Source organism: Muriicola sp. E247 (assembly GCF_041358175.1).
In the GTDB taxonomy this organism is placed as follows: Bacteria; Bacteroidota; Bacteroidia; order Flavobacteriales; family Flavobacteriaceae; genus Muriicola.
The window spans coordinates 20706-34006 of record NZ_JBGKBE010000007.1; the positions used below are offsets into that span (position 1 = coordinate 20706).

Here is a 13301-nt window from a genome sequence, read left to right on the forward strand (position 1 = left end):
CCGCAAAAATACGGCCTTTTTGCCTTTTAAGCGGGCCGTAAAAGCTATAAAAAGTTAAACAATATTGTTAATTCTTTACAAAGTCAATCCTTCTCAAAAATTGTACTTTTGGATATGCTTAAAGTAATCTTAATCGGAACGGGCAATATAAGCAGATTCCTGTTTGATGTTCTCAACGTACACCCCTCTGTCGATCTGGCACAGGTGGTGGGAAGAAATACGCAGGCCCTGGAATATTTTGGAAAATCTACCCCTGTTAGCAGAAAATTTGACAATCTGATGGAAGCTGATGTATATATTCTTGCCATTAGTGACGATGCGATTAGCGAAGTTGCACACCAATTAGACATCAAAAAGGGTATGCTGGTTCATACGGCAGGCAGTGTAAGCATGGAAGCCCTTCCTGCAGAGCTGCGCCGGGGTGTTCTTTATCCTTTACAGTCCCTGAGTGGAAGCATTCCTGAAAAAATGCAGGAAATCCCCCTCTGCGTTGAGGCTAGCATTGAGGAGGATTATTCGCTATTGGAAAAACTGGCCTATTGCATTTCAAATCGGGTAGAGCGCATCAATTCAGAAGAACGCAGACAATTGCACCTTGCTGCCGTTGTTGCGAATAATTTTAGTAATCATATGTTTTACCTGGCCTCTGAAATATGCGAAGATCAGGGGGTGCCTTTTGATCTGTTAAGGCCCCTAATAAGAGAAAGTTGTAATAAAATCATGAACCTGTCTCCCTATGAAGCCCAAACAGGACCGGCCAGGAGGGGAGATCAGGAAACAATAGATGAACATTTAGAAATGCTGAAAGAAAGCAGTCTTCAAAAAATTTATTCAACCCTAAGTGAATCAATTCAGACAACCTATGGAAAAGAGTTATAAAACCTACCTGAGTCAGATTACCACCTTTGTTTTCGATGTGGATGGAGTCCTAACAGATGGCAGGGTTCTGATCACCTCCGAAGGAGACCTGCTAAGGACGATGAACATACAGGATGGTTATGCCATTAAAACAGCCATTCAAAAAGAGTATAACATTTGTATCATAACAGGAGGAACAAATGAAGGGGTAAGACAGCGGCTTAAAGGCCTAGGGGTTAAAGATATAAATCTGGGAGCTCACAATAAAGTTGAAATTCTGGAAGAATACCTAGAAAACAATCACATCCTTCCCGAACATGTCTTGTACATGGGAGATGATATACCAGACATTCCCGCGATGCAACAGGTAAAGCTTGCCTGCGCCCCACAAAATGCAACTCCTGAGGTTAAGGCCATCTGTAAATATATATCCCATAAAAATGGTGGGGAAGGCTGTGTTCGTGACGTGGTTGAGCAGGTGCTAAAAGCAAGGGGCGACTGGTTCCAAAATTTCAGTGCAGCAAATGATTAATAATCCACTTAGCAAGAGGCTGGAATCCTTCAGGGTACTACTGGGTTCAGGATCTCCAAGAAGACAGGAACTACTCAGGGACATAGGGGTGTCCTTTGAACAGGTACACAACAAGGTGGAAGAAACCTATCCTCAACATCTAAAGGCCGGGGATATTTCAGAGTACCTCGCACAATTAAAATCAAGCAACCTCAAACAGAATCTGAAAAAAAATGAAATCCTGATCACTGCCGATACCGTAGTCTGGCATAAAGGGGTGTCTCTGGCAAAACCCGCGGATGCAGCTGAAGCTACGGAAATGCTTCGCCAGCTTTCCTATGACTGGCATGAGGTAATCACCAGTGTATGCTTTACCACTCATGAAAGACAAAAAATTATTTCTTGCACCACAGAGGTTCTTTTCAGGAAATTAGATGAGGAAGAGATTCAGTATTATACAACAGCATTAAAACCTTTTGACAAGGCAGGAGCTTATGGTATACAGGAATGGCTGGGAAATATTGCTATAGAGGAAATCAGAGGGTCTTACTCTAATGTGGTGGGACTACCAACTCATTTAGTTTACAAAACGTTAATGGATATGGCCTCCTGACCAGCTTTGGGTACTTTTGCAAAAAAATTGTAAGCATGGTACTTCAAACTAAATTCTATAATATCATTTCAGGGCTTTTTTTTCTGGTCCTTCTCGGATCTTGTGCAGAAAACCAGAAAAATATAGCTGTTCAAACTACGGGAGTAGCTGCAGGATCTGTTTCAGAAAACAATAAACCAAAACCTTTATCTAAAGAATTTAAGCAATTCTGGTACTCCGGAGAAGCCGAGATTACCTCATATAACCTACAGCAGGCCCGATACGGTGAGATCAGAGATGGAGAAGCCGTCCTGATCTATGTGACTGAGCCTTTTGCCCCTGGAAAACAAGTGAAAGCCGATCAGAGTTCCCCTTCCAATATTCCGGTGCTCAAACTGAATTTCACGAAAAAGTTTCTTACAGGAATTTATCCGTATTCCATTATGAGCAGTACCTTTTATCCTGTGGCCGATAACCAGCATGCCATTAAAGTTACCTCCTCTATTCAGGAATGGTGCGGACAGGTATTTGCCCAGCTGAACAATCGTGAGAAATTTGAAGTTAAATCTTTCTCTTATTTTGAATCCGAAGGTGATCAAAGCCTGCAGTTCGCGAAAACCCATCTGGAAAATGAGTTGTGGACAAAGCTCCGTATTCAACCCAAAGACCTTCCCACAGGGGAGCTCAAAGTAATCCCTTCCCTGGAATACCTGCGGCTGGTACACCAACCTGTAAAAGCTTACAGTGCCGAGGCTAGCCTTGAGCAAAATGACGAAATCTCGGTCTTCACCCTCACCTACCCTGAATTAAAAAGAGAATTGAAAATATCCTTTACAACCGCCTTTCCTTACAGTATTGAAAGCTGGACAGACACTTATCCCAGTGGTTTTGGTCCATCTGCTAAAATGCTTACAACCCAGGCCACAAAAATTAAGTCCTTAAAAACTCCGTATTGGCGAAGAAATGGAAATGAGGATGTATCTTTGCGCGATACATTGGGAATCTAAGTTTTATGGAGGATGTAATTTTTAGTTATAAAAATGAGCTGTTAGCTTCATTGATCACCCTGGTGGTGGTCCTTATTCTCAGGTTCATAACGTATAAGGCGGTGCGTAAAGTTGGTAGCATCAGTGACCTTAACGAAGCCAGGATACGACTCGTAAGTAAGTATATTTCCTTTGGTTATTGGGTTCTTGCGGTTCTTGCCCTCATCCTTATATGGGGAGTGAATATCAAGGAACTCGGGTTGATCCTATCCTCAGTCTTTGCTGTTATTGGAGTGGCCTTATTTGCCCAGTGGTCTATCCTCAGCAATGTCACCGCAGGGATCATTCTGTTTTTCTCCTTTCCCTTTAAAATTGGGGATCGAATTCAGATCATGGATAAGGACCTCGAAACTTCTGGTACCTATCTTATCGAAGATATTAAAGCCTACCACATTCATTTAAGGAGAGAAAACGGGGAATTACTCACCTATCCCAACAACCTGATGCTGCAGAAAGCAGTGTGTGTAATCGCCGATGAGGATATTGATAATGATGGCAGCGATGCCATTTAAGCTGTTAAAGAAGTTCTAAAAACCCTTTTACAGCCTGTATATCTTTCTATCTTTGAACAATAAGCAATTCGACCAAACATGCGATACCGACTGAGAATGCTTCTTTGTTTCCTGCTGGTTTCAGTATTAAATTACGGCCAGGCACCAGACAGACCTTCCTCAACAGACATATTCCACAACCTGCAAAAACTCAACTTTCTTGGATCTGCCATGTATATTGCGGCGCATCCGGATGATGAGAATACCCGCCTTATTTCATATCTCTCCAATAAGGTACATGCACGTACTGCCTATCTCTCAGTTACAAGAGGCGATGGTGGGCAAAATCTGATCGGGCCCGAATTGAGGGAACTGCTGGGCGTTTTGCGTACCCAGGAGCTTCTGGCCGCACGAAGAGTAGACGGTGGAAAACAATTCTTTACCCGGGCCAATGACTTTGGTTACTCAAAACATCCCGACGAAACCCTGAGATTATGGGATAAGGAAATCGTTTTGGGTGACGTGGTTCATCTGATTCGACAGTTTAAACCCGATGTGATCATCAATCGATTTGATCACCGTACGCCGGGATCAACTCACGGGCACCATACCTCTTCGGCTATTCTCAGTGTTGAAGCATTCGATCTTGCAGGCAACCCTAAAGCTTATGTCGATCAACTCGGTAAACTGGAACCCTGGAATCCAAAAAGGTTATTCTTTAATACTTCCTGGTGGTTTTACGGAAGTCAGGAAAATTTTGAAAAAGCTGATAAATCCAGATTGATTGAACTCAATACCGGGGTTTATTACCCCGTTTTAGGGATGTCTAACAACGAAATTGCCTCCATTGCCAGTAGTCAGCACCTATGTCAGGGCTTTGGCCGGTTAACTTCAAGAGGAGAAGAACAGGAGTACATTGAATTGCTCAAAGGAGATATGCCTGCTAAGGACCCTACCAACCTCTTTGAAGGAATAGATACTTCCTGGTCTCGGGTCGATGGAGGAGAAGCCATAGGCGAAATTCTTTACAGGGTAGAGGAGAATTTTAATTTTAAGGATCCTTCAACTCATTTAGCTGACCTGCTCACCGCCTATAATCTGCTGATAAAGATAAAGGATGAGCACTGGAAAAAAATAAAAACAGAAGAATTAAAAGACCTAATCGTAAGTGTAGCCGGCCTCTACCTGGAAGCTTCTTCGGAATCAGCCTATTCAAATCCAGATAATACTGAAAACGTGAATGTTGAGGTGATCAATAGAAGTGATGCTTCAATTCTATTAAAATCGATTTCTCTCGGTAAAAATACAAGTTTAGCACCAGGAGAAGTGCTTAGAAATAACATCCGGAAAACTTATGACCTACGTCTTGTGATTCCCGAACAAATGAGCTACTCAGGTCCCTATTGGCTAAGGCAAAAAGGCAGCCTGGGGATGTACAAAATAGATGATTTCGCTTTAGTTGGCAAACCCAAAACACCCCCTGCTTTTACCACACTTTTTACACTGGAAATTGAAGGTGTAACCTTAAATATAGAAAGACCTTTAATCTATCGATATTCCAGACCAGATAAAGGGGAACTCTATAGCCCGTTTAACATTCTTCCTGCGGCATCCGCCTCTATTCCGGATAAGGTATTAATCTTTGCTGATGCGGCCGCGAAAGAAATCTCGGTGGCAGTAAAGGCTTTAAAAGACAATGTACAAGGGACCTTAAGTCTGAATATCCCCGATGGATGGATGGCAGACCGGCAGCAAATACCGGTTCAGCTAGACAAGGACGGAGAGGAAAAGATCTTCCGGTTTGTGATCACCCCTCCCGCTAATGAAAGTGAAGGAATCATTGCTCCTGTACTAACCATTAATAACGAGACGCTGAGCAAGGAATTGATAACTATCGCCTATGACCACATCCCTACCCAGACCGTGTTACTCCCTTCTGAAACTAAGGTAGTTCGTCTGGATATCAAAAAAACAGGCCAGAATATAGGATATATAATGGGTGCTGGAGACGATATCCCGCAAAGTCTGGAGCAAATAGGATATACGGTCCATACAATTTCCCCTGAGGATATTCAAAAAGGTTCACTTTCTCCTTTTGATGCCGTTGTTGTGGGGATTAGGGCTTACAACGTAGTGGATGAGATGAAATTTAAACAGGATGCGTTGCTCGACTACGTAAAAGAAGGGGGCAACCTGATCGTACAATACAATACTTCGGGGCGAAGCGGACTCAAGTTTGATAATCTGGCCCCCTACCCCATTCATGTTTCCAGGGACAGGGTCACAGATGAAGACGCCCCTGTAAAGATCCTCGAGCCTGAGCATCCACTGATGACCTTTCCAAATACCATCACAGAAAAGGATTTCAATGGCTGGATACAGGAGCGCGGGCTGTATTTCCCGGATCAATGGGATAAGGCATTCACTCCTGTGCTCGCTATGGCAGATCAGGGCGAAACTGAAAAAGAAGGAAGTCTTTTGATTGCCTCCTATGGAAAAGGAACGTACATTTATACCGGCCTCAGCTTTTTTAGGGAGTTACCAGCAGGCGTCTCCGGAGCCTTTAAACTATTCGCCAATATGCTGTCCCAGAATAAGGCTAAGGTGCAAAATCAAACTCCCGTAAAAGGTAAGTAATGGACGAAGTGAAAAAATGGAAGAGAGAATATTCCCTGGTGATCATCCTCAATGCCCTTTATATCCTTACCTTTTACTTCATTATGATTTCTAACGCCTGATTTATGGGGAATTTAGACTGGTTTGTACTCTCCGGAACCTTGTTATTTATCGTAATCTACGGGGTTTGGAAAACTAAAGGCAGTAAGAACGTAAGCGACTATGTGCTTGGCGGAAATCAGGCAAGGTGGTGGACGATAGGTTTATCAGTAATGGCTACCCAGGCGAGTGCGATTACTTTTCTTTCAACCCCCGGTCAGGCATTCCACGACGGGATGGGCTTTGTTCAGTTTTATTTTGGCCTGCCCCTTGCCATGATTGTAATCTGTGTGGTTTTTGTGCCTCTCTATCATAAACTCAAAGTATATACTGCCTACGAATTCCTCGAAAGACGATTCGACCTTAAAACGCGTTCCCTGGCTGCTATTTTATTCCTTATTCAACGTGGTCTGGCAGCAGGAATTACCATATATGCCCCATCAATTATCCTTTCAGCGGTTCTCGGCTGGGACCTGCTTACCTTAAATATCATCATTGGTATTCTGGTCATTATTTACACAGTATCAGGAGGTACCAAAGCGGTAAGTGTAACACAAAAGCAGCAGATGATCATCATCATGACGGGAATGTTCATTGCTTTCTTTTTTATCCTAGGAGCTTTACCCCCTGAATTGACATTCAGTAATGCGCTGAAAATTGCCGGGGCTAGTGAAAAATTGAATATTCTTGATTTTGACCTGAACACTTCAAGCAGGTACACCTTCTGGAGCGGAATTACCGGTGGTTTTTTTCTCGCCCTGGCCTATTTCGGCACCGACCAGAGTCAGGTGCAACGGTATCTTTCAGGAAAGTCGGTCAGGGAGAGTCAGCTGGGTCTGGTATTCAACGGGATCTTTAAAATTCCCATGCAGTTTTTTATCCTGCTCGTAGGGGTCATGGTTTTTGTTTTTTATCAGTACAACCCCTCTCCAATTAATTTTAATCCTGCTGCCCGAATTGCGGTAGAGAATTCAGAATTTGCCGAGGACTATCAGGAATTAGAGGATCGACACAGGGAGATTGAAACAGAAAAATTGATGGCCCAGGATAAATTCTACGCAGCCCTTAAATTAAAGGAATACGCGGCAACGGTAGAGGCTAAACAACAAATTCTGGAGGTCAATCAGAAAGAAAGAGTAAACCGTGAAAGGGCTAAACTTCTCATAGAACAGGCCGATAACCTGGTCCAGACCAATGACAAGGATTATGTATTTATTCACTTTATCCTCAACAATCTGCCTAAGGGTCTAATCGGGTTGTTATTGGCTGTAATACTGTCGGCGGCGATGTCATCTACTGCTTCCGAATTAAATGCTTTGGGAACTATTACTGCCCTGGACCTCTACAAACGAAATAAGAAAACAGAATTTACCCAAAAGCACTACGTTAAAGTTTCAAAGGGCTTCACCCTTATGTGGGGAATTATAGCGATTTGTATAGCGGGTGTGGCCGACCTTTTTGATAACCTTATCCAATTGGTAAATATCATTGGATCGGTATTTTACGGGAATGTACTGGGAATTTTTCTCCTGGCTTTTTTCTTTAAGTTTATCAAGGGGAACGCTGTTTTTGTAGCGGCCATTATTACTCAGGTAATTGTCATTGTAGGATTCCTTGGCGACTGGATGTCATACCTTTGGCTCAATGCCTTTGGTTGCACCCTGGTAATCCTCCTCGCTATGGCCCTGGAAGGATTTGACAGGATTTTGCGAAATCCTCCTTTAGAGACATAAAAAAACCCCTGCAGAGCAAGGGTTTTTCAGTTAGATTTTATTTTAAATCCTTTACATGGCTCCCCATTCTTTTAAAGAATCTTCATTGAGCTTAACGTAGTCGGCATTGTTGGCAGCTTTAGCAACGGCAAGGGATTTTTTGGCAGCTTCTATAGCGCCTTTCTTGTCCCCCATTTTTGCGTAGATCAGCGACTGTAAGCGCATCATCCAAAAGGCATTGCTGTTCATAGATACGGCCTTGTCTACCCACTTTTTGGCTTGTTCAAGGTCTTCTCCTTCCTGAAAATAATAGGAAGCTGCAGCAAAATAATCGTTCCCAGATGGTCCGGCCATCACAGATTCAATACTTTTCATAGTCATCTCCTTTGAAGGCACTGTAAAAGGTACTCCCACATAAGTGTTCTCCCATAGCATTCCCAAGGTGGCTCCGCTGTTATGAAGGTCGTCAATGGTGATAGTAAAGGTTTCTACAGGCATCTCCATAGTCATGACTTCAGCGCTAACCATGGCTGCAACTTTGCTTTCATCCCACTCTTGAGGTGTTCCTCCTCCGCCTGTTTCGGTGTAAAAGTATACGTCCCAAGAAGAAGCACTGGGTTTTGTAAAGATGGCATAAGATCCGGCTTTAAGTGATCTGTCCCCTACCATTATGTCGGTATTGAAAGTTATCGTAGTTCTTGCATTGGCTCCGGTTCTCCATATTTTATCAAAAGGTACTAAATCTCCAAATATGGTTCTGCCCCGCATGGAGGGACGTGAATACTCAACGGTCACGTCGGTTAGCCCTACCCGCTGCATGATTTTGGCAGCCGGACTTGGCTGAGGTGATTGGATTTGTGCCAGCATAGGGATACATACCGCAAATGCTAAGGCGAAATAAATTATTTTTTTCATTTTTTCACTAGGTTTTGGTTCTTTCAAATTTACGCATAAATAAGATATGAAATCTTAAAAAAGCCATTATACGAAGGGCTCAATTATGGTTTTTACATCCTTTGTAAAAGGGATTACGTTGACTTAAATTTACTATTTGTTTAACATTTATTATTTTTTATTAAACAAATATGAACTTAACTTTGAACAAATTGATGAACAGACATGTATAGACTTTCGGCCAAACAGGCCTTCCCCATTAGCAGAAAAACTGCATGGGACTTCCTTTCGAATCCGGCCAACCTCAGCAAAATTACCCCGTCGGAAATGGGGTTTGAAATACTGTCAGGTGATGACAGGCCTATGTTCCCGGGACAAATTATTCAATATAAGGTTCGTCCCTTTCCGGGATTTACCACGCGTTGGGTTACTGAAATCACACATGTAAAGGATGAGGCTTATTTTGTGGACGAACAGCGTTTTGGCCCCTACTCTTTGTGGCATCACAAACATTTTATTAATAAAGTGGAGGGAGGTATAGAAATGGAAGATATTATAGATTATAAACTCCCCCTTGGATTTCTTGGAAGACTTGCTCAACCTCTTGTAGTAAAGAAACAACTCGTCTCTATCTTCAGGTATCGGGAAGAACAACTTACATCCAGATTTGGCAGTTTGCCAGGCATTGAAAAACAATTTAAAATAGAATATATATAACTATGAACTCAAAAAATATACTCCTGATTGGAGGCTCTCACGGGATTGGACTTGAACTTGTTAAACTTCTGCAGGATACTCACTCGGTCTTTGTCGCATCGAGAACAGCAGATGACTTGTCATCATTAAATGTAACCCATATTGAATTTGATGTAACCAAAGATGAACTCGATCTCAACAAATTACCTGAAACCCTTGACGGTTTTGTATATTGTCCGGGGAGTATAAATCTCAAACCCCTCAAAATGATGGGATTGGAAACTTTCAGAGAAGATATGGAGATCAATTTCTTCAGTCTGGTGAAGGTGGTTAAACAAGTGATGTCAAAAATGGCAGAAGGTTCCTCCATGGTTTTCTTTAGTACCGTGGCCGTTGGGATGGGAATGCCATTCCATACTAGTGTAGCCGCTGCCAAGGGAGCCATTGAAGGCTTTGCAAAAGCCCTCGCTGCCGAGAACACCCCCAAGGTAAGGGTGAATGTCATTGCCCCTTCGCTTGTTGATACTCCCTTGGCCTCAAGATTGCTCAGCAACGATAGAAAAAAAGAAATGATGGCGGAACGACACCCACTTAAACGGGTTGGAACGGCTGAGGATATTGCTAAAATGGCTGCCTTCCTCCTTAAAGAAGACAGCAGCTGGATGACGGGTCAGATCTTGGGTGTGGATGGTGGAATGTCATCTTTAAATATTTCATAAATGGCGAAAGTATCGGTATTCTGGTTCAGAAGGGATCTCAGGCTCGAAGACAATACAGGTCTGATGCAAGCCCTTAATAGAGAATACCCTGTGCTTCCTATTTTTATCTTCGACCCCCAGATACTGCATGAATTAACAGAAGACGATCCGCGGCTGAGCTTTATCTACAAAAGACTGGAAGGCCTCCGGGATCGCTTGCAAAAGGATTACGATTCATCTTGTGCTTTTTACTACGATGAACCCCTTGAAGTTTTTAAAAAGCTTCATCAGGATTTTGATTTGAAAGCAGTGTATTGCAACAGGGACTACGAGCCCTATGCAAAAGAACGTGACGAAAAAATAAAAGACTATCTGAATTCCGTCGATTGTGAATTTAAGACGTATAAGGATCAGGTTATTTTTGAGAAAAGCGAGGTAGTAAAGGACGATGGGGATCCCTATGTAGTGTATACTCCATACATGAAGAAATGGAAAGAACACTTTAAAACTGAAAATCCTTTAAAGGGCACAAAGGAGAACATCAAGGAAGATAATTATTACAAGCAAAAGGATCTTCCTTTTCTCTCTCTGCAGGATATGGGATTTAAGGAATCTGATATAAAAGTGCCCGATTACGATGTATCCTCTCCCCTCATACAGGACTATGAAAAAACCAGGAATTTCCCTGCTAAAGACGGTACTTCACACCTAGGACCACACCTGAGATTCGGAACAGTCTCTATTAGGGAAATGGTGAGAAAGGCCAAAGCTGAAAATAACGAGACCTTCCTGAACGAGCTTATCTGGCGGGAGTTTTTTATGCAGATCCTCTGGCATTTTCCGCGAACCACCAATGAAGCCTTTAAGAAAAAATATGACCGCATCCCCTGGCGAAATAAAGAAGATGAGTTTGAGAAATGGAAAAATGGGCAGACGGGTTACGCCCTTGTAGATGCGGGAATGCGACAATTAAACGCAACCGGTTATATGCACAACAGAGTGCGCATGCTGGTAGCGAGCTTTCTCTGTAAACATCTGCTGATCGACTGGCGGTGGGGAGAAGCCTATTTTGCAGAAAAACTGCTCGATTATGAACTCAGCAGCAATGTGGGTAACTGGCAATGGGCCGCAGGCAGCGGCGTGGATGCTGCTCCTTATTTTAGGATTTTTAATCCCATGACCCAAATTGATAAATTTGATAAAGATCGAAAATACATAAAGCATTGGGTTCCTGAGGTCGATACAGATGAGTATGTCCCCAAGATGGTAGATCATAAGGAAGCCAGGGAACGTTGTCTGGAGACCTATAAATCAGCCCTTTCCTGAGAATATTGATCAAAGGAATTTCCTCTTATATGGTTCTGTCCTTTTTACTATATTTAAAGACCGAGGCACTGTAAAGTAAAGCCCCATAAACCGCTATGCCTCTGATTCATAAAAAATAATTAACAACCATAAGTCCAGATAACCATGAAATACTATTTTACCCTTTGTTTTTTTGTCCTCCTAATCCCCATACACGGGCAAAAAATGAACTCAAGCAAAAAAGCTATTGTTAACAGCATTGAAAAGCATCAGGCAAGGCTTATTCAAATCAGTGATTCTATCTGGGCCCATGCCGAAACAGCTTTTGAAGAGGATGATTCTTCAAAGATCCTTGCAGATTACGCTCAGGCGAATGGTTTTGCTGTGGAAAGAGGTGTTGCGGGAATGCCCACCGCTTTTGTTGCCACTTACGGTTCGGGAAAGCCGGTAATAAGTGTACTGGGAGAATTTGATGCCCTGCCGGGCATTTCACAGAAGGCCCAGCCCACCAAATCCCCTCTGGAAGATGGTGCTGCCGGACATGGGTGTGGCCATAACCTCTTTGGGACTGCGAGCCTCGGGGCCGCAATTGCAGTAAAGGAATTAATTGAAACAGGGAAACTCAAGGGCACGGTGAAGTTTTTTGGCACACCAGCTGAAGAGAAATTTTTTGGCAAAATATGGATGGTGAAAGAAGGCTTATGGGACGATGTTGATGTCAACCTGAGCTGGCACCCAAGTGCAAAGACCGAAGCCGATGTCCAAAGTACCCTGGCCCTAATAGATTTTAAGGTCGAATTTTTCGGACAGGCCGCACATGCTTCCGCAGACCCCTGGAACGGCAGAAGTGCTTCAGATGCACTTGAACTATACACTACAGGAATAAATTACTACCGTGAACACATCAAACCTACAGTAAGGATACATTATCATATTCAGGATGGTGGACAGGTGGTCAATGTAGTTCCTGATTACTCCCGACTCTGGGTGCGTGTACGCGATACAAAAAGAAGCGGAATGATGCCCGTTTATGAAAGAGTAAAGGCGATGGCAGAAGGAGCGGCTATCCTGGCAAATGTAGACTACAAGATCTCGCTCATTTCCGGGATCTATGAAGTATTGGTAAATCGGGCCGGAGGCGCAGTGATGCAAAAAAACCTTGAATTGCTGGGTCCTATCACCTATACGGACGAAGAAACAGAATTCGGAAGGCGCATACAGCAGGAAACCGGAAAACCACAACTGGGAATGGATAGTGATATATCACCTATGGAGGTTACCAAGGAAAATCCGGGAGGAGGCTCCACGGATGTGGGGGATGTTAGCTGGAACGTTCCCAATATTAATCTCAGCGTAACCGTAGCGCCAAAAGATACACCCTGGCATTCATGGGCCGTTGTTGCATGTGGAGGAATGAGTATCGGGCACAAAGGAATGGTCCATGCGGCCAAGGCACTTGGAATGACAATGGCCGATCTTTTTGAAAGCCCAAAACTGGTCGAAAAAATAAAGTCGGAGTACAAAGAACGAAAAGGAGAAGAGGTGTATGAACCTATGGTTCCCGAAGGACCTCCCCCGATTGGAAATAACTAAAAAAAATAAAGCTATGTTCGGATTATTTAAAAAGAAAAGCCCTGTTGAAAAATTGCAGGCGCAGTATAAAACTGTTATGAAAGAAGCGTTTGACCTTTCCAAAGTAAATCGAAGTGCAGGAGATGCCAAATACGCGGAAGCAGAAGAGATACAAAAGAAAATAGATAATTTAATGCATAATAAATAAAAG

At 43.0% G+C, this 13301-nt stretch carries 13 protein-coding genes; 12 read left to right on the forward strand and 1 reads right to left on the reverse strand.

Annotated elements, in window-relative coordinates:
* Positions 1-114 precede the first annotated feature (114 nt).
* The 7 genes from ACA086_RS10675 (at position 115) to ACA086_RS10705 (ending at position 7946) form a co-directional block, all read left to right on the forward strand.
* Positions 115-879 carry a Rossmann-like and DUF2520 domain-containing protein gene (locus ACA086_RS10675; protein WP_371003296.1) on the forward strand — a complete coding sequence of 255 codons (765 nt, stop codon included), beginning with the start codon at positions 115-117 and terminating at the stop codon, positions 877-879.
* Positions 863-1390, forward strand: coding sequence for a KdsC family phosphatase (locus ACA086_RS10680; RefSeq protein WP_371003297.1), 528 nt, complete (start codon positions 863-865; stop codon positions 1388-1390). Before ACA086_RS10675 ends, ACA086_RS10680 begins: the two co-directional genes overlap by 17 nt.
* Positions 1383-1982 carry a Maf family nucleotide pyrophosphatase gene (locus ACA086_RS10685; RefSeq protein ID WP_371003298.1) on the forward strand — a complete coding sequence of 200 codons (600 nt, stop codon included), beginning with the start codon at positions 1383-1385 and terminating at the stop codon, positions 1980-1982. The genes ACA086_RS10680 and ACA086_RS10685 overlap by 8 nt, the downstream gene beginning before the upstream one ends.
* Before the next feature lie 35 nt (positions 1983-2017).
* On the forward strand, positions 2018-2968 hold the full coding sequence (locus ACA086_RS10690; RefSeq protein WP_371003299.1) for a septum formation inhibitor Maf: 951 nt from the start codon (positions 2018-2020) through the stop codon (positions 2966-2968).
* 5 nt (positions 2969-2973) lie between these two features.
* Complete coding sequence (locus ACA086_RS10695; RefSeq protein WP_371003300.1) at positions 2974-3519, forward strand: mechanosensitive ion channel domain-containing protein; 546 nt, start codon at positions 2974-2976, stop codon at positions 3517-3519.
* Between the two features lie 78 nt (positions 3520-3597).
* Complete coding sequence (locus ACA086_RS10700; protein ID WP_371003301.1) at positions 3598-6135, forward strand: PIG-L family deacetylase; 2538 nt, start codon at positions 3598-3600, stop codon at positions 6133-6135.
* Between the two features lie 104 nt (positions 6136-6239).
* Positions 6240-7946, forward strand: a complete 1707-nt coding sequence (locus ACA086_RS10705; protein ID WP_371003302.1) for a sodium:solute symporter — start codon at positions 6240-6242, stop codon at positions 7944-7946.
* A 51-nt stretch (positions 7947-7997) separates the two neighbouring features.
* Here the strand turns inward: ACA086_RS10705 and ACA086_RS10710 are convergent, their stop codons facing one another.
* Positions 7998-8840, reverse strand: a complete 843-nt coding sequence (locus ACA086_RS10710) for a DUF2911 domain-containing protein (protein WP_371003303.1) — start codon at positions 8838-8840, stop codon at positions 7998-8000.
* Between the two features lie 204 nt (positions 8841-9044).
* On the opposite strand from ACA086_RS10710, the gene ACA086_RS10715 reads away from it, so the two are divergent.
* From ACA086_RS10715 to ACA086_RS10735, 5 genes are all read left to right on the forward strand, one after another.
* Positions 9045-9536 carry a cell division inhibitor gene (locus ACA086_RS10715; protein WP_371003304.1) on the forward strand — a complete coding sequence of 164 codons (492 nt, stop codon included), beginning with the start codon at positions 9045-9047 and terminating at the stop codon, positions 9534-9536.
* A 2-nt stretch (positions 9537-9538) separates the two neighbouring features.
* On the forward strand, positions 9539-10234 hold the full coding sequence (locus ACA086_RS10720; RefSeq protein ID WP_371003305.1) for an SDR family NAD(P)-dependent oxidoreductase: 696 nt from the start codon (positions 9539-9541) through the stop codon (positions 10232-10234).
* A complete protein-coding gene (locus ACA086_RS10725) occupies positions 10235-11539 on the forward strand; it encodes a deoxyribodipyrimidine photo-lyase (protein ID WP_371003306.1) in 1305 nt (434 codons plus the stop codon). It abuts the gene before it with no gap.
* 204 nt (positions 11540-11743) lie between these two features.
* Positions 11744-13111 carry an amidohydrolase gene (locus ACA086_RS10730; RefSeq protein WP_371003307.1) on the forward strand — a complete coding sequence of 456 codons (1368 nt, stop codon included), beginning with the start codon at positions 11744-11746 and terminating at the stop codon, positions 13109-13111.
* A 13-nt stretch (positions 13112-13124) separates the two neighbouring features.
* Entirely contained in the window at positions 13125-13298 is a 174-nt protein-coding gene (locus ACA086_RS10735) for a Lacal_2735 family protein (RefSeq protein ID WP_371003308.1), read from the forward strand.
* Positions 13299-13301: the final 3 nt, after the last annotated feature.

Coding starts and splice junctions, on each gene's coding strand:
- ACA086_RS10675 (WP_371003296.1), top strand. CDS start 115: ATGCTTAAAGTAATCTTAATCGGAACGGGCAATATAAGCAGATTCCTG.
- ACA086_RS10680 (WP_371003297.1), top strand. CDS start 863: ATGGAAAAGAGTTATAAAACCTACCTGAGTCAGATTACCACCTTTGTT.
- ACA086_RS10685 (WP_371003298.1), top strand. CDS start 1,383: ATGATTAATAATCCACTTAGCAAGAGGCTGGAATCCTTCAGGGTACTA.
- ACA086_RS10690 (WP_371003299.1), top strand. CDS start 2,018: ATGGTACTTCAAACTAAATTCTATAATATCATTTCAGGGCTTTTTTTT.
- ACA086_RS10695 (WP_371003300.1), top strand. CDS start 2,974: ATGGAGGATGTAATTTTTAGTTATAAAAATGAGCTGTTAGCTTCATTG.
- ACA086_RS10700 (WP_371003301.1), top strand. CDS start 3,598: ATGCGATACCGACTGAGAATGCTTCTTTGTTTCCTGCTGGTTTCAGTA.
- ACA086_RS10705 (WP_371003302.1), top strand. CDS start 6,240: ATGGGGAATTTAGACTGGTTTGTACTCTCCGGAACCTTGTTATTTATC.
- ACA086_RS10710 (WP_371003303.1), bottom strand. CDS start 8,840: ATGAAAAAAATAATTTATTTCGCCTTAGCATTTGCGGTATGTATCCCT.
- ACA086_RS10715 (WP_371003304.1), top strand. CDS start 9,045: ATGTATAGACTTTCGGCCAAACAGGCCTTCCCCATTAGCAGAAAAACT.
- ACA086_RS10720 (WP_371003305.1), top strand. CDS start 9,539: ATGAACTCAAAAAATATACTCCTGATTGGAGGCTCTCACGGGATTGGA.
- ACA086_RS10725 (WP_371003306.1), top strand. CDS start 10,235: ATGGCGAAAGTATCGGTATTCTGGTTCAGAAGGGATCTCAGGCTCGAA.
- ACA086_RS10730 (WP_371003307.1), top strand. CDS start 11,744: ATGAACTCAAGCAAAAAAGCTATTGTTAACAGCATTGAAAAGCATCAG.
- ACA086_RS10735 (WP_371003308.1), top strand. CDS start 13,125: ATGTTCGGATTATTTAAAAAGAAAAGCCCTGTTGAAAAATTGCAGGCG.